At 37.6% G+C, this 15,852-nt stretch carries 16 protein-coding genes and 2 tRNA genes; 15 read left to right on the top strand and 3 right to left on the bottom strand.

What is annotated here, in order from left to right:
* Positions 1–15: 15 nt before the first annotated feature.
* The 9 genes from sdhA to FPQ13_RS03925 all read left to right on the top strand — a co-directional run bounded on the left by sdhA (position 16) and on the right by FPQ13_RS03925 (position 7,638).
* Positions 16–1,767, top strand: coding sequence for a succinate dehydrogenase flavoprotein subunit (gene sdhA, locus FPQ13_RS03965; RefSeq protein WP_144088027.1), 1,752 nt, complete (start codon positions 16–18; stop codon positions 1,765–1,767).
* Between the two features lie 40 nt (positions 1,768–1,807).
* A complete protein-coding gene (sdhB, locus tag FPQ13_RS03960; RefSeq protein WP_144088026.1) occupies positions 1,808–2,575 on the top strand; it encodes a succinate dehydrogenase iron-sulfur subunit in 768 nt (255 codons plus the stop codon).
* A gap of 116 nt (positions 2,576–2,691) precedes the next feature.
* Entirely contained in the window at positions 2,692–3,144 is a 453-nt protein-coding gene (locus FPQ13_RS03955) for an acyl-CoA thioesterase (protein WP_144088025.1), read from the top strand.
* 126 nt (positions 3,145–3,270) lie between these two features.
* A complete protein-coding gene (locus FPQ13_RS03950; RefSeq protein WP_144088024.1) occupies positions 3,271–3,495 on the top strand; it encodes a helix-turn-helix domain-containing protein in 225 nt (74 codons plus the stop codon).
* Positions 3,496–3,983: 488 nt separating this feature from the next.
* A complete protein-coding gene (locus FPQ13_RS03945; protein ID WP_144088149.1) occupies positions 3,984–4,403 on the top strand; it encodes a MarR family winged helix-turn-helix transcriptional regulator in 420 nt (139 codons plus the stop codon).
* Positions 4,404–4,429: 26 nt separating this feature from the next.
* Positions 4,430–5,227: a glutamate racemase gene (gene racE, locus FPQ13_RS03940; RefSeq protein WP_144088023.1), complete on the top strand. Its 798-nt coding sequence runs from the start codon at positions 4,430–4,432 to the stop codon at positions 5,225–5,227.
* 102 nt (positions 5,228–5,329) lie between these two features.
* The gene (rph, locus tag FPQ13_RS03935) at positions 5,330–6,064 is read left to right on the top strand and encodes a ribonuclease PH (protein WP_144088022.1); all 735 of its coding nucleotides are present in this window, start codon (positions 5,330–5,332) and stop codon (positions 6,062–6,064) included.
* Between the two features lie 13 nt (positions 6,065–6,077).
* The gene (locus FPQ13_RS03930) at positions 6,078–6,662 is read left to right on the top strand and encodes an XTP/dITP diphosphatase (RefSeq protein ID WP_144088021.1); all 585 of its coding nucleotides are present in this window, start codon (positions 6,078–6,080) and stop codon (positions 6,660–6,662) included.
* A gap of 664 nt (positions 6,663–7,326) precedes the next feature.
* A complete protein-coding gene (locus FPQ13_RS03925) occupies positions 7,327–7,638 on the top strand; it encodes a hypothetical protein (protein WP_144088020.1) in 312 nt (103 codons plus the stop codon).
* Between the two features lie 179 nt (positions 7,639–7,817).
* On the opposite strand, the gene FPQ13_RS03920 is transcribed toward FPQ13_RS03925, so the two are convergent.
* Positions 7,818–7,891 (bottom strand) — tRNA-Arg (locus FPQ13_RS03920).
* A 20-nt stretch (positions 7,892–7,911) separates the two neighbouring features.
* Positions 7,912–7,985, bottom strand: a tRNA-Gly gene (locus FPQ13_RS03915).
* Between the two features lie 290 nt (positions 7,986–8,275).
* On the opposite strand from FPQ13_RS03915, the gene FPQ13_RS03910 reads away from it, so the two are divergent.
* Entirely contained in the window at positions 8,276–8,383 is a 108-nt protein-coding gene (locus FPQ13_RS03910; protein ID WP_144088019.1) for a YjcZ family sporulation protein, read from the top strand.
* A 58-nt stretch (positions 8,384–8,441) separates the two neighbouring features.
* Here FPQ13_RS03910 and FPQ13_RS03905 read toward each other — a convergent pair whose 3' ends face one another.
* Positions 8,442–8,834, bottom strand: a complete 393-nt coding sequence (locus FPQ13_RS03905) for an SLAP domain-containing protein (RefSeq protein WP_186279541.1) — start codon at positions 8,832–8,834, stop codon at positions 8,442–8,444.
* A gap of 300 nt (positions 8,835–9,134) precedes the next feature.
* Between FPQ13_RS03905 and FPQ13_RS03900 the strand changes: the two genes are divergently transcribed.
* From FPQ13_RS03900 to clpX, 5 genes are all read left to right on the top strand, one after another.
* Positions 9,135–10,409, top strand: coding sequence for a C40 family peptidase (locus FPQ13_RS03900; RefSeq protein WP_144088017.1), 1,275 nt, complete (start codon positions 9,135–9,137; stop codon positions 10,407–10,409).
* Between the two features lie 126 nt (positions 10,410–10,535).
* Complete coding sequence (locus FPQ13_RS03895; RefSeq protein ID WP_144088016.1) at positions 10,536–11,393, top strand: fructosamine kinase family protein; 858 nt, start codon at positions 10,536–10,538, stop codon at positions 11,391–11,393.
* A 114-nt stretch (positions 11,394–11,507) separates the two neighbouring features.
* Positions 11,508–12,494, top strand: a complete 987-nt coding sequence (locus FPQ13_RS03890; protein ID WP_144088015.1) for a hypothetical protein — start codon at positions 11,508–11,510, stop codon at positions 12,492–12,494.
* 135 nt (positions 12,495–12,629) lie between these two features.
* On the top strand, positions 12,630–13,961 hold the full coding sequence (gene tig, locus FPQ13_RS03885; protein ID WP_144088014.1) for a trigger factor: 1,332 nt from the start codon (positions 12,630–12,632) through the stop codon (positions 13,959–13,961).
* 399 nt (positions 13,962–14,360) lie between these two features.
* A complete protein-coding gene (gene clpX / locus FPQ13_RS03880) occupies positions 14,361–15,635 on the top strand; it encodes an ATP-dependent protease ATP-binding subunit ClpX (protein ID WP_144088013.1) in 1,275 nt (424 codons plus the stop codon).
* Positions 15,636–15,852: the final 217 nt, after the last annotated feature.

Raw genomic sequence — 15,852 nt, 5'->3', positions numbered from 1 at the left:
AGTGAAACAAACACAATGAGTAATAAAAATATCGTTATTGTTGGCGGTGGTTTAGCTGGCCTTATGGCTACAATTAAAGCTGCTGAAGCAGGCGTACATGTCGATTTGATTTCGCTTGTTCCAGTAAAACGCTCCCACTCTGTTTGTGCGCAAGGCGGTATCAACGGTGCAGTAGACACAAAAGGTGAAGGGGATTCTCCAGCAATTCACTTTGACGATACAGTTTATGGAGGAGACTTCTTGGCAAACCAAAAACCGGTTAAAGATATGTGTGAAGCAGCACCAAGCATCATACATATGATGGACCGTATGGGCGTTATGTTTAACCGTACGCCAGAAGGTTTGTTGGATTTCCGTCGTTTCGGTGGAACACAGCATCACCGTACAGCTTATGCCGGTGCAACGACAGGTCAACAATTAATGTATGCATTAGATGAGCAAGTTCGTCGACACGAAGTCAACGGACTCGTGACAAAATATGAAGGATGGGACTTCTTGTCACCAGTAATTGATGAGAATGGTGTTTCAAGAGGAATTGTCGCTCAAAACATTCAGTCCCACGAAATTAAAGTTTTCAAAGCGGATGCTACCATTATGGCAACAGGGGGACCTGGAATTATCTTTGGTAAGTCCACAAACTCTGTCATTAACACTGGTTCAGCCGCAACTAGCTTATACTTACATGGTGCACATTATGCAAACGGTGAGTTTATCCAAATTCACCCGACAGCAATTCCAGGAGACGACAAGCTTCGCTTAATGAGTGAATCAGCTCGTGGTGAAGGTGGTCGTGTCTGGACATATAAAGACGGAAAACCATGGTATTTCCTTGAAGAGAAATACCCTGCATATGGTAACTTGGTTCCACGTGATATTGCGACACGCGAAATCTTTGATGTTTGCGTAAACCAAAAACTTGGAATCAATGGCGAGAACATGGTTTACCTTGATTTATCACATAAAGATCCGAAAGAGCTAGATGTTAAGTTAGGTGGAATTATAGAAATTTACGAGAAATTCGTTGGTGAAGACCCTCGTAAAGTACCTATGAAGATTTTCCCAGCTGTTCACTATTCAATGGGTGGACTATGGGTAAGCGATGATCAAATGACGAATATCCCTGGTATATTTGCAGCTGGTGAATGTGACTTTACAATTCACGGTGCGAACCGCTTAGGTGCAAACTCCTTACTTTCATGTATCTATGGTGGTATGGTTGCTGGACCAAACGCAGTTGATTACATCAACGGATTGGATTCATTGGCAACAGATCAGAGCTCTCAGTTATTTGATGCGAAGTTAAAAGAAGAGCAAGATCATTTTGAAAATATCATGAACATGACGACAGGTACAGAAAATGCATATGACATTCACCGTGAACTTGGTGAGTGGATGACAGCTAATGTAACTGTTGTTCGTGAAAATGACAAGCTACTTGAAACAGATAAGAAGATTCAAGAGTTGATGGAACGTGCTAAAAACATTAACATCAATGATACAAGTCGTTGGAGTAACCAAACAGCAATGTTTATCCGTCAGTTGGATCATATGTTACAATTAGCACGTGTAATCACTATTGGAGCGTATAACCGTAACGAAAGTCGTGGAGCACACTATAAACCAGAATTCCCTGATCGTAATGACGAAGAATGGTTGAAGACGACTAAAGCTACTTATAATCCAGAAACGAATGCCCCAGAATTTTCTTATGAAGAAATTGATGTTTCATACATTAAGCCACGTAAACGTGACTATTCAAAATCTTAAACTAGAACGGATTACAAAATGGAAGAGGGGGTAAATCAAAATGGCGGAAGAAAATAAAATGATAAAATTTATCATTACACGTCAAGATGATCCAGATGGTAAGCCGTACGAAGAAGAATTCGCGGTTCCATATCGTGAAAACATGAACGTGATTTCAGCTTTGATGGAAATCAGAAGAAACCCTGTTAACGCAAAAGGCGAGAATACAACACCTGTATTTTGGGAAATGGGTTGTTTAGAAGAAGTTTGTGGCGCTTGTTCCATGGTGATTAACGGAAAACCACAACAATCTTGTACAGCACTTGTCGATCAATTGGAGCAACCAATCAAGTTGGAACCAATGACGACATTTCCAGTTGTTCGTGACTTAGCAGTCGACCGTAGCCGTATGTTTGACTCGTTGAAAAAGGTTAAAGCATGGGTACCAATCGATGGCACATATGATCTAGGACCAGGGCCACGAATGGCTGAAAGTAAACGTCAATGGGCATATGAATTGTCAAAATGTATGACTTGTGGTGTTTGCTTAGAAGCTTGTCCAAATGTGAATGATCGCAATGATTTCATTGGGCCTGCTCCATTATCTCAAGTTCGTTTATTCAATGCTCATCCAACAGGCGAAATGCACAAAGCTGAACGCATGGATGCATTGTTGACAGAAGGCGGACTTCAAGATTGTGGGAACTCACAAAACTGCGTAAAAGTTTGTCCAAAAGGTATTCCTTTGACTACTTCTATCGCAGCTGTGAACCGCGAAGCTACTATTCATTCTTTCAAGAGCTTCTTCGGAAGTGACTATCACAACTAATGGTGAAGGAAGGGCCAACAATTTATTTTGTTGGCCTTTTTTCTACCATTATATTTTTTAATAGAACTGAATGAGTATTCATTTTAGTAAAATCATTAAATGAGGTGTAAAAATTAATGAAACAAATTTCCTATATTCCAAACTTTGAAGAATGGAAAAAAGAGTTTACTTATTACATTCCCATTAAAGTTCGTTTTTCAGAAACAGATATGTTTGGTCATGTGAACAACGTGTCTACGTTTATTTATTTTGAAGAAGCAAGAACATCATTCATTGAAGAACATAAGATTTTTGGAGAACTGACCGGTTCTGTAGAAAATGTACCAGTGGTCAGTGATTTACAATGTGACTATTTGAAACAAATGTATTTTGGTCAAACCATTAAACTATATTGTAAGATCCAACAACTAGGTCGCAGTTCCATGGATATTCATTATATGGCTACTGACGAAAAGGATGATATTTGTCTGACTGGAAGAGGCCGTGTCGTTCAAATTAACGCAAAAACAGGCAAATCAACTCCGTTTTCTGAAGAACAATTAAAAATTATGGAATCAACAAAAGATTAACCGTATAAGAGCATATATTATAAGAATTACGAACAGAAACCCCTCCTTATTCATAAAGTATGATGACTAGTTTATTTCCTCAGATGAAGAAGTAGCTCACTTCTTACACAGAGGAGGGGTTGCCGCTTGAATAATGACAAATATCGAGCCAGTAATATATTAACCAAAAGAGAAAGAGAAGTTTTTGAGCTGTTAGTCCAGGATCGGACAACAAAAGAAATTGCAGAACAACTTTTCATTTCTGAAAAAACAGTCAGAAATCATATTTCGAATACGATTCAAAAACTTCAAGTTAAGGGGCGATCTCAAGCCGTTGTAGAGTTAATTCGCATCGGAGAGATCAAATTGTAAACCGGCATAGTTGCCGGTTTATTGTTTTATTCTGAATGCTGTTCAAGATTTATACTTGTTGGACGTGATCAATTGGAGGATTAAGTTAATTATGCTTTTTCATGGGATGTCGTAATGATAGTAATTCTATTGATACTGACCGCCATGCGACTTGTCTAGCCGCCGACAAATCGGTTTAACCGCCCGACAGATCTACACGGCCGACAAGAGAAGAAAACCGCTCTACCCAACACCCATCTAATGCATTTTAAACAGAGATATGATGACCATTTCATTGAAAATGCATAAAATAATAAAAAGTTAACATTACCATTACCATTCAAATACTGATTGTCTATACTGTAATATAACCTTCAATACGATTAAAATGGTGTTTTGTACATTTAGACTTGAATTTTGATGAAAAAACACTGAAAATAGTTATATGGAGCAGTCGGACAGGAGGAGATTGTGTGAATTCGACAGAGCATGCTCAAAAAATTATTGAGATGGAAAAAAGTTTACGATACATATCACACATCGTTAAACAACGTGGAAGAGAGATTCTTAATAACTATCCCATTACACCACCACAATTTATTGCCCTTCAGTGGTTAAGGGAACTGGGCGATTTAACGATTGGTGAGCTCTCCAAGAAGATGTATTTAGCTTTCAGTACAACAACGGACTTAGTCGATCGAATGGAGAAAAATGAATTGATTGTTCGAATTAGAGACCCAAAAGATCGCCGCGTTGTACGAATACATTTATTAGATAAGGGAAAAGACATTATTACTGAAGTGATTCAAAAACGACAAGACTATTTGTCAGAGATCTTATTAACACATTCAAAAGATGAGTTTGACTGTTTACACGAATCCATGGCTCAGTTATACAAAGTCATGATTGATCATGAGCAACAGAATTAATCCTATACTAGAGAGAGGCAACTAGAATGAATAAACCAATAGGGGTAATTGACTCAGGAATAGGCGGATTGACTGTTTTAACAGAATTACATCGTCAATTGCCAGATGAACAATTTATATACTTAGGAGACACATTAAGATGTCCATATGGGACAAAAACAGAAGAACAAGTCATTCAATACACATGGGAATTAGTCAACTATTTAACCCATCATGATATTAAATTACTGGTCATTGCGTGTAATACAGCTACAGCAATTTTATTGGATGACTTACGAGAGAAACTATCCATACCAGTAATCGGAGTAATTGAGCCAGGATCCCGTGCAGCCGTTCAATCAACAAAAACAAATTCGGTTGGCGTCATAGGAACGACGAACACCGTTAAAAGCGATGCTTATGCAAATACGCTAAAAATGTTAAATCCAGCTATTGAATCAATGAGTGTAGCTTGTCCGAAATTTGTTCCGATGATTGAAAACGGTAATGTCACCGGTGATGCGGTGAAACAAATCGTAAATGAGAGCTTGCAACCTTTTCAAGATAAGACAGAAATGGATACGTTGATTCTAGGATGTACACATTATCCGATTATTCAAGATATCATTGAAGAAATAGTTGGCGATCATGTGATGGTTTTGTCTTCTGCTTTGGAAACAGCAACTGAAGTGAGATCGATACTAGCTTATACAAACACTCTACATGAACCGATGGATGCACCTGTAGAACCGATTATTTACACGACGCAAGAAATCCAATCATTTGAAAAGTTAAGCGCATTATTAAACCAATTTGCACATATTCACCTTGCTAAGGTACAGTAAACGAACAAAGAACTTGGTAATTTGCCAAGTTTTCTTTATGTTTAGGAGCATAATGACACATAGTAATGTGCAGAAAAGAATTTTTCATTAGGAGGCTATTGAATGAGAATTGATGGTAGACAAGCAAATGAACTACGAAATGTTCAAATTGAAACAGACTATATTAAACATCCAGAAGGCTCTGTGTTAATTACAATGGGTGATACGAAAGTCATTTGTAGTGCAAGTGTTGAGAATAAAGTGCCTCCGTTCATGCGTGGTGAAGGAAAAGGTTGGGTAACTGCAGAATACGCTATGTTACCTCGAGCGACAGAGAGAAGAAATATTCGTGAATCATCGAAAGGGAAAGTAACAGGCCGTACAATGGAAATTCAGCGTTTGATCGGAAGAGCACTACGTGCAGTCATTGACTTGAACAAGCTTGGAGAGCGGACGATTTGGGTCGATTGTGATGTGATTCAAGCCGATGGTGGGACACGTACAGCTTCTATCACAGGGGCATTTGTTGCCATGTCGCTTGCATGCAGCAAATTACTGAAAGAAAAAGTAATCAATGAGATGCCAATTCAACAATATTTGGCAGCTATTTCTGTCGGTTTAAGTGATAACAAAGAACCGTTGCTTGATCTGCAATATGTTGAGGATGCTGCAGCTGCTGTCGATATGAACGTCGTAATGACAGAGGCGAATGAGTTCGTTGAGCTTCAAGGTACTGGGGAGGAAGCAACGTTCACCCCTGACCAACTTAATGAGATGATTCAACTTGCACAAAAAGGCGTCAAAGAACTTTTTGATATACAAAAAGACGCACTTGGCGATGATGCTGCACTTATCTAAAGGAGAATATTCAATGATTATTTATGTGGCAAGCACGAATAAAGGTAAATTAAAAGAAATGAAAGAGCTCTTTAGTGGACAAGGTGTTGAAATCAAGAGTTTAATGGAACAATTTCCAGAAGCAGAAGATGTAGAAGAAACAGGTACAACATTCGAAGAAAATGCAAAGTTAAAAGCAGAAACCTATTCGGAGAAGTATAATGTTCCGGTGTTAGCTGATGATTCTGGATTGGAAGTCTATGTGTTGAACCGCGAACCAGGGGTTTATTCAGCCAGATATGCAGGGGAAGAAAAGAGTGACGAAGCAAATAACGATAAATTGCTGAACAATTTACAGGATAAGAAAAGTGAAGAGCGTGAAGCGGCGTTTGTTTGCGTGTTAGCATTTGCTCGTCCAGGTGAGAAGACGCTTACGACAGAAGGAAGATGTGAAGGAAGGATTTTAACAGAGAGACGTGGCAATCAAGGTTTTGGTTACGATCCTATTTTCCAGCCGAATGGATATGAACAATCTTTTGGTGAATTAGGTCCTGAAGTCAAAAACAAAATTAGCCACCGAAAGAAAGCATTGGAACAAATGCTTAAATACTTAAAATAATTCCCATATAAAATCGAGCGAGATCATATCTCGTTCGATTTTTTCGGTTTTAAATCAAATGTTTGGGAGGCTAGGATAAAACTTTTAATGTTGACACAGATAGGAACATTTAATTCAGTGTGCGGGAATACTCGCTTCGGAAATATACTTCGCTTTTCGCGGGCAGCTGTTGAGCCTCCTCGTGCTTCGCACTGTGGGTCTCACCTAGGCTTTTTCTCCCGCAGAAGTCTCCGTATATTTCCTGCGCTAAGTTACATTGTTATTCAGGTTTCTGAGTTTATAACTTTGATTTCCCAGCCTCTCCAACTATTATTTTAGAGTCTTTTATTGGCAAATAAAATCCAGCAACCATTCGTTTACTGGATCCCAGGTACGTCCCAGTAGACTTTGCTATTGAGGGCTTTAAATTAGGCGGTTAGAAGGCGGGAGAATGGTTTTTAGAGATAACCAAAGATTATGTTTCGGACTTAGCAGCCGAATATATAACCGCGTTGCCAACCATGGTAGCTGTATCAATCGGCACATATGCGTTATTCAATATGTTGAACGAATCATTAGCAAGGCTTAGCGTAGTCGGTGTCTTTGCATAAGGTGCTTTGGTTGTAATTGTTTAAAGCAGGAATTTCCTAAATAATGTATAATATGTATATTGGGGGGATTTAAAATGGAATCTGAAAATCATCCAATTGTAACAGCACTTATTGTTATCGCATTTTTAGCAATTACCGGTGGAGTATTTATAGGCATTACCGAGTATGAACAAACTGTAGTTGGCGAATTTGGAGAAGTCGAAACAACAACATCATGGATCGCATTAATAACATGGGTAGCATACGGGATAATTGTAGGGATTTTGTTCTTTGCAATGGCGGAAGTCATTCGATTGTTGCATGAAAAGAATGTTATCAGTGAACGATCACAGAAAATATTAAGGGAAGTTAATCGAGAACTACAAACACTTAATAAGAAAGAGTAGGGCTAATAAGCCTTACTCTCTTTTTTGGTTTTTTATGTGTAGTAAATGTGGAGTATAGTCTAAAACGTAGTTTTTTCTATTCCAACGCTTCAATATGAGAAAAACCTTCTAAACATTGACATATCAATACTTAGAAGGTTTTATCTCTTTTTACTTTACAACTCATTTTAACGTGCTGACGTCCCAGGAGCGATTCGAACGCCCGACCCACAGCTTAGAAGGCTGTTGCTCTATCCTACTGAGCTACTGGGACATTTGACTATCGACATAGAATGGAGCGGGTGATGGGAATCGAACCCACGACATCAGCTTGGAAGGCTGAGGTTTTACCACTAAACTACACCCGCATGAGACGTATGTATTAAAGCCATTTTTGAACTAAGAAAGATGATTTATCTTTTTCGGACAAGACCTATTATATAAAAGGATAGCTAGCAATGTCAACCAACTAAATAAAAAAAGTATATGATTTTATTTATTTGAAGCAATGACGTCTCTGTACATTAGCAATAAATTCACGATTAATTATGATCAAACAGTATAAAGAATTTTCTTTGGAGCAAATTGGTCATTCGCTCAAACACATAGCTGCTGACCTACATAGTGTATGAATAAAGGAGAAAGGGAGGTAGCGTTTATGAGTCAAGGATATGGATACGGAGGCGGTTTCGCCTTAATTGTCGTCTTGTTTATTTTATTGATTATTGTTGGAGCATCCTGGTATGGTGGCGGTTACGGCTACTAAGATTATTTATTAAGTGATTTTGCATTACAAAGTCCCCTCAAAAAATGAGGGGACTTATTCAATTGGATTCAAAGGAAGTGATATCAATTGTTAAATTTGAGACATCATCTGTCAGTTCACCAGAATAGTTCGCTTGTGAGAATATAAAAGTCCATGGAGCACTTGTCATTGGAGCGATACTCCACTCAGCTGACGAAAACTGTTGTTGATTCGCCTTGAAGTTTGGCGAGGAGACCGATAAATGTACAGTGGATAGATTCAGCGTTTGTTGCTTTCGATTATGCAAAAGCACAGTAAGCAAATAGTCTCCCTTATGGTTGACTGCCTGTCTCAACGGTACGATTACCTGATCTTCATCATCTCTAGTTTGGATATATGCCTTTTGGATCTGTTGGTCCAACGTCGAATCTACTTGTTTGTTCCAAGCTGAATGATATAGTAGTTGCTGCACTTTATTGCCCCCTACTGCGATGCTCAAGATTACTTTCATTGTACAGGATGAAGCCAAATGACAAAAGAATTAAGGCGTATGCCGCTATTATGAAAAAAGAACTATTGATTTTTTGGTAAATGTATTCGAACATCCCTTCATTTTTCCAGTTATTAACACATATATACAAAATTCGACTTACTTTTAGTCGAATTGAAATGAAACTGTAATATTCAGTTAATCTCTTTGAAATCTATGAATGTTATACTGAGGCAAACATAAATCTAACAATCTAGCAATTCTATTTGGGAGGATTTACAAATGAAATTAAGGTCACTTATTCGTTCATCTTGTTTAGTAATTGGTATTACTGGTGCTTTTGGAATACATACATATGCTGAGACAATCGAGGACTTGGAAGACCGGCAATCAGAATTACAAAACGAGCGAGCTGATGTACAACAAAATATAGAAGACGCTCGATCAGAAGTTAACCAGGTGCTAACGGATTTAGAAGAATTGAATCAAGAGCTTGAACAACTGAATGAAACCTTGGAAGAAAACCAACGAACAATGGATGAAACAGAGGAAAAAGTAGACCAAACTGAAAATGAAGTCGACCAATTAGAAGATGAAATTGAACAGATTGAAAAAGACATTGAGATTCGTAGAGAGATTATTAAAGAACGTCTCATCTCCTATCATCGTAATGGGGGAGACATCGCCTATATCGAAGTCATTTTAGGTTCCAAAAACATGGGGCAGTTTATTAGCCGGTCAAACGCCGTAAAGAAAATTATGGACTCTGATAAACAACTCATCCAAGAACAACAAGAGGATAAAGCAACTGTAGAAAACAAACAAAATAAAGTACTTAGCAAGTTACAAGAATTAAAAGATATGCAGACTGAACTTCAAGGAATGATCTCTTTGATTGAAGATCAAAAGGATGCAGCAAAAGAAAAACAGAAATCGTTAAAAGACAAGCAGTCTGAATTACTCGCATTGCAAGATGAACTTCAAATAAAAGACAGTGAGCTAGCCAATATGCAACAGCAAGTAAAAAATGAGATTGCTCAAAAGCAAGCTGAACAACAAACAGAAACGATTGTATTAGCTTCCCATCAATCATCTGGTAATGATGAAGGTTCTTCAGTTGTACATACTTCTAAGAGTAAAAGTAAGCAAAGTAAACAAAGTCAGCAAACGAAAAGTGCACCTACAGCCAATGGGAATATATCAACTGCCATTAATTCAGGTTATGCTCATCTAGGCACGCCTTATCGATGGGGCGGAAAAACAACGGCAGGTTTTGATTGTTCAGGATTTATTCATTGGGCTTTCAAACAAGCTGGAATTTCAGTTCCGGGCAGTACAGCCGGATTGAGTTCTACCGGTACAAAAATTTCATATAGTCAAGCACAGCCAGGTGACCTCGTCTTCTTTAACACATATAAAACAAACGGACACGTAGGGATTTACTTGGGGAACGGGAAGTTTATCGGTTCGCAAAATTCAACAGGCCTTGCAGTTGCGGATATGACTCAAGGCTATTGGAAGAGCAAGTTCGCTGGACACGTTCGTCGCGTAAGGTAAAAATAAAGCTTAATGGCTTAAAGGGTATCAAGGGTTTTCCTTGGTACCATTTTTCTTTTGTTTGTGAAGAATTATAAAATTCGTATATAATTGAAACAGCAATTAAATGGAAAGGAAGTTCAAAAAATGTGTTTAGTAAACGAACTTTTTGAACAGACTGGTATCGGGGAGGAGATTCAACAAGTTAAATCAGTTTCAGGAGGTTCAATCAACAACAGTTTTCAAATACAAACGGTTGAAAATCAATATTTTATGAAAGTACATACGAATGCACCACAAGATTTTTTTCATATTGAAAAAACAGGATTAGAGAAGATTAGAAGTACGAAGACCATTCATGTTCCTACAGTTATCCATTATTCGGACGAACCCGGAAAGGCTTTTTTATTGATGGAATGGATTGATGGGGTTCAAACGCCGAAAACTGATGATATGTTAGGAAGGGATCTTGCCTTCTTGCATCAACAAACAAATTCAAAACATGGATTTTATTCCGATACATATGTTGGAACACTTACTCAAAAGAATGCGTTGTGTGTTTCATGGGTCGACTACTATCGAGATTACCGACTGAAAAACCAATTGGAGCTCGGCATAAAAACAGGGACCATACAAAATGTTCGTCGCAATAAATTAGAAATGCTAATGGAACGGTTGGACACATTGCTTTCAAATGATGTTGATGCCTCGTTTTTACACGGAGACCTTTGGGGTGGAAATTGGTTAGTAGGTCCAAATGGCGTCCCTTATTTAATCGATCCATCATTTCTCTTTGGACATCGTTTCTTTGAGTTAGCCTTCACAGAATTGTTTGGCGGGTTCAGTGAAGTGTTCTACAATGCTTATAACGATGTTTACCCGATTGATTCGAATTACAACGATATGAAGGAGATTTACCAACTCTACTATCTTCTCGTTCATTTAAATTTGTTCGGCGAGGTATATGGAGCTTCAGTTGATCGAATTCTCAACCGATATAATTAGAAGGAGGTCTTTTTAATAAGCATTAATCTTTTACATATAATTTAATTTTGAAGTTTCTCCTTTTCAAGAAAGGGGTAATGAGATACGTACCAAGATAAGATTGGATGGGTGATTATGAATGAGAAACAAGAGGTTGTAATGTTTCCAGGTTGGAAAAAAGACTTGGAGGAGCAAAGCAGGCTAGCAATCGAGAATAAAAATTATGAAGAAGCATTACTTTTGATACATAAGTTAGAAAGCTTTAACGCAGCTTCCAATGAAATATTGGTTGCTAAAATTATTTCACTTAGTGAGTTGGGACAAAACGCACAAGCAATAGGTTTATGTCGGAAATTGATGAAGGAAGATGAATCGAATTATTATCAATACATACATATCTATTTAAATATTTTGTTTCACTCGAATCAATATTCCGAAGTAATGGATACACTATATCAACTCGAAAATGACACTAATCTACCTCCAGAATACAAAGCACACTTTCAATTGCTTTATGATCAATGTGAGGAATTTCTAACCACAACTGGGGCTGATGAAAAAGAAAAAGATATGGATCACTTTATTGATTCTTTGGAAAATGGTCATTTTAAAGAACAATGGAAACTGTTATCCTATCATCGAACATTTGCCGTGCGACCATACTTGAATCTGATTAAGCCGTACTTCGTTGATACAAAACTAAACCCCGTAATTAAAACGGGTTTACTTCAATGGTGTATGGATGAAGAAGTGAATGAGAACCTTGAAATTGAAAAGTTTGAGAAATATATGGTAGTAAACCCAACGGTCATCGAAGATGTTTTGGATACGAAGTTTGCCGTAAAGGTTCTCAATGCATTGGATGATATTGAGCAGGAAGATCCAACGCTATTTTCTTTTATGAAACAAATTTTGTATCGTTATTTATATATTTTGTTTCCGTTCACACCAAATCTAGAGCAGGCAACAGATGTAGCAGACGCTGTTCTCGCATTGGCGAAACAATATTTGACGTTAGATGAACCTTCTCCAAAACAAAATGAAATGACGAAAGATCAAGAAGAATGGATGGAGAAAATCGAGCGTTATGAAAAAATTTATTTTTCACAAATTGATGATTAAAACCTTGAAAGCCTTGGTGTTGAACCGAAAAATTTCTATGTTATAATATAATGGTTGCATATGATAGAATCGTGAAATGCATGAAAAAAATCTATTGTTTTTAAATGAATGAATAGATGTTGGAGGGAAATTATAATGTCAGCAAAATGGGAAAAGAAAGAAGGAAATGAAGGCGTCTTGACGGTAGAGGTCGACGAGAAAAAATTCGACTCAGCGTTAGATCAAGCTTTCAAAAAAGTATCTAAAGATGTACAGGTTCCAGGATTCCGTAAAGGGAAGGTACCTCGTCCGATTTTTGAACAACGTTTCGGCGTAGAATCTTTATATCAAGATGCAGTTGATATCATTCTACCTGAAGCTTACAGTGAAGCTATCGACGAAGTAGAAATTACACCAGTTGATCAGCCAGAAGTCGATATCGAGCAAATTGAAAAAGGTAAACCATTCATCTTTAAAGCAACAGTTACAGTGAAGCCTGAAGTGAAGCTTGGCGAATACAAAGGTCTTGAAGTAGAAGATAAAAAAGCTTCTGTAACAGATGAAGACGTTAATGCTGAGTTGAAAACACTTCAAGAAAAACAAGCTGAGCTTGTCGTGAAAGAAGAAGGACAAGTAGAAGAAGGCGACACAGTCGTTATTGATTTTGAAGGTTACCTTGATGGTGAGAAATTCGAAGGTGGTTCTGCAGAAAATCACTCACTTGAAGTAGGATCTCAATCTTTCATTCCAGGTTTCGAAGAGCAGCTTGTTGGAAAATCTGCAGGTGAAGAAACTGAAATTAAAGTTACTTTCCCAGAAGATTACCAAGCTGAAGAACTAGCTGGAAAAGAAGCTACTTTCAAAGTGAATATTCATGACATCAAGTATAAAGAAGTACCTGAGCTAGATGATGAATTCGCTAAGGACGTTGATGATGACGTTGAAACGCTTGATGAGTTGAAAGAAAAGACGAAGCAACGTTTAATTGACGAAGAAGAAAACGAAATCGAAAATCAAAAGCGAGAAACATTAATCAATAAAGCTTCTGAGAACTCAGAAATCGATATTCCTGAAGCGATGGTTGATAATGAGCTTGACCGCATGGTACAAGAATTTGAACAACGTCTTCAAATGCAAGGTATGACAATGGAAATGTACACTCAATTCTCTGGTCAAACTGAGGATGATCTAAAAGAGCAAATGAAAGAAGATGCTCGTAAACGTGTACAAACAAGCTTGACTTTGGAAGCAATCGCAGAAACAGAACAGCTTGAAGTAACTGAAGAAGATGTTGATAAGCAACTCGAAGATATGGCATCTCAATATCAAATGGAAGTTGATCAATTGAAACAAATGCTTGGCGGAAATACAGACGCATTGAAAGGCGATCTAAAACTTCAAAAATCAATTGATTTCCTTCTTGAAAACGCAAAACTAGTAGAGCCTAAAGAAGAAACAACTGAAGAAGAAGAACAATCAAATGAATAATTAATACCCAAACTAAAGGGGCACGTAAGTTTCTTTACGTGCTCCGTTTTTACATAACGAAATAACACCATAGAGATAAGTTTAAGAGCACCCGTTTTTAGGTAAGCTATAATATAACATCTACTCATAAATGTAGGGATCCGAAAATGAGCAAACGAACTGAGTTCAACGTAGTTAAAGGGATTGATAATCTCCGTGTCGTATAAGCTTGATTGCTCAAATATCGGTGAAACCATAGTGAGTTAACAGGAAACATTCTTGTTTTATTGCATACGAATAGAAGTAAAGTTTATCTTTTGACTATTTTTCTTTAGCAGTACATAATGGGAAATACGGTTAATGCAACTTACAACGTAAGAAGTTCAAATAGATCATTAATATTGATTTTGGGGTGAAATAATGTTTAAATTCAGTGAAGAAAAAGGACAATTAAAGTGTTCATTTTGTGGTAAAACACAAGATCAAGTGCGAAAGCTTGTAGCTGGACCAGGCGTTTATATATGTGATGAGTGTATTGATTTATGCACTGAAATTGTAGAAGAAGAATTAGGCACGGTTGAAGAGGAAGATTTGAAAGAAATTCCTAAACCGAAAGAAATTTGTGACATCCTTGATGATTACGTAATCGGTCAGGATAAAGCAAAAAAATCGTTGTCAGTGGCTGTTTATAACCATTACAAACGAATTAATTCTAACATTAAGAACGACGACGTAGAACTCGCGAAAAGTAATATTTTGTTACTCGGACCGACGGGTAGCGGTAAAACATTACTAGCACAAACGTTGGCGAGAATTTTAAATGTTCCATTCACAATAGCAGATGCTACATCACTAACTGAAGCCGGTTATGTTGGTGAAGATGTTGAGAATATCTTATTAAAATTAATTCAGGCAGCTGACTATGATGTTGAAAAAGCAGAAAAAGGCATCATTTATATCGATGAAATTGATAAAGTTGCCCGTAAGTCTGAAAATCCATCCATTACCCGTGACGTATCCGGTGAGGGTGTACAGCAAGCATTACTGAAAATTCTAGAAGGCACGACAGCGAGTGTACCTCCTCAAGGTGGCCGTAAGCATCCACATCAAGAATTTATTCAAATTGATACGACGAACATCTTGTTTATCGTAGGCGGTGCATTTGATGGAGTTGATCAAATTGTAAAACGTCGTCTTGGTGAGCGTGTCATCGGCTTCGGTACAGAAGCGAAAAAGCCAGAAATGACAGAGTCAGAATTACTTTCCAAAGTTCTTCCTGAAGACTTGCTCCGTTTTGGTTTAATTCCAGAGTTTATCGGGCGCTTGCCTGTCATCGGAAGCCTGGAGCCACTCGATCAAGATGCATTAGTTGAAATTTTAACTGCACCGAAGAATGCTTTGACGAAGCAGTATGAGAAGTTATTTGATATTGATAATGTCGAGCTTGAAATCGAAGAAGGCGCATTAAAAGCAATTGCTAATGAAGCAATCGAGCGAAAGACAGGTGCACGTGGTCTGAGATCGATTTTAGAAGCGCTTATGCTTGATGTGATGTTTGATTTACCTTCTCGTGACGATATTGAAAAATGTATTATTACGAAGGAGACCGTTGAAGAGAGCAATGGTAAACCAAAACTCGTACTGAAAGACGGATCTGTCGTTGAGCAAGATATGACACCTAGAGAAAGTGCTTAATTTGATAGAATCTTTAGTTAAAAAGGTACTCTCATCGACATGAGGAGAGTACCTTTTTTAACTTTTTTCATTACATAACTAGTCAAATCCCTTACGATATGATTTCGTTTGCCGCACATAATATTAAATAGGTATGTATTATGAATCAATTTCATAAATCTTAGCCCTTACAGGGCAAGGGTTTCAAAACACAAAAAAGGAAGTACCTCCCCAAAGT

The sequence above is a fragment of the Allobacillus salarius genome, from assembly GCF_007559425.1.
In the GTDB taxonomy this organism is placed as follows: Bacteria; Bacillota; Bacilli; order Bacillales; family Alkalibacillaceae; genus Allobacillus; species Allobacillus salarius.
The sequence above is the reverse complement of the archived record's forward strand: the minus strand, read 5'-3'. Positions and strand labels throughout refer to the sequence as shown.

Coding starts and splice junctions, on each gene's coding strand:
- sdhA (WP_144088027.1), top strand. CDS start 16: ATGAGTAATAAAAATATCGTTATTGTTGGCGGTGGTTTAGCTGGCCTT.
- sdhB (WP_144088026.1), top strand. CDS start 1,808: ATGGCGGAAGAAAATAAAATGATAAAATTTATCATTACACGTCAAGAT.
- FPQ13_RS03955 (WP_144088025.1), top strand. CDS start 2,692: ATGAAACAAATTTCCTATATTCCAAACTTTGAAGAATGGAAAAAAGAG.
- FPQ13_RS03945 (WP_144088149.1), top strand. CDS start 3,984: ATGGAAAAAAGTTTACGATACATATCACACATCGTTAAACAACGTGGA.
- racE (WP_144088023.1), top strand. CDS start 4,430: ATGAATAAACCAATAGGGGTAATTGACTCAGGAATAGGCGGATTGACT.
- rph (WP_144088022.1), top strand. CDS start 5,330: ATGAGAATTGATGGTAGACAAGCAAATGAACTACGAAATGTTCAAATT.
- FPQ13_RS03930 (WP_144088021.1), top strand. CDS start 6,078: ATGATTATTTATGTGGCAAGCACGAATAAAGGTAAATTAAAAGAAATG.
- FPQ13_RS03925 (WP_144088020.1), top strand. CDS start 7,327: ATGGAATCTGAAAATCATCCAATTGTAACAGCACTTATTGTTATCGCA.
- FPQ13_RS03910 (WP_144088019.1), top strand. CDS start 8,276: ATGAGTCAAGGATATGGATACGGAGGCGGTTTCGCCTTAATTGTCGTC.
- FPQ13_RS03900 (WP_144088017.1), top strand. CDS start 9,135: ATGAAATTAAGGTCACTTATTCGTTCATCTTGTTTAGTAATTGGTATT.
- FPQ13_RS03895 (WP_144088016.1), top strand. CDS start 10,536: ATGTGTTTAGTAAACGAACTTTTTGAACAGACTGGTATCGGGGAGGAG.
- FPQ13_RS03890 (WP_144088015.1), top strand. CDS start 11,508: ATGAATGAGAAACAAGAGGTTGTAATGTTTCCAGGTTGGAAAAAAGAC.
- tig (WP_144088014.1), top strand. CDS start 12,630: ATGTCAGCAAAATGGGAAAAGAAAGAAGGAAATGAAGGCGTCTTGACG.
- clpX (WP_144088013.1), top strand. CDS start 14,361: ATGTTTAAATTCAGTGAAGAAAAAGGACAATTAAAGTGTTCATTTTGT.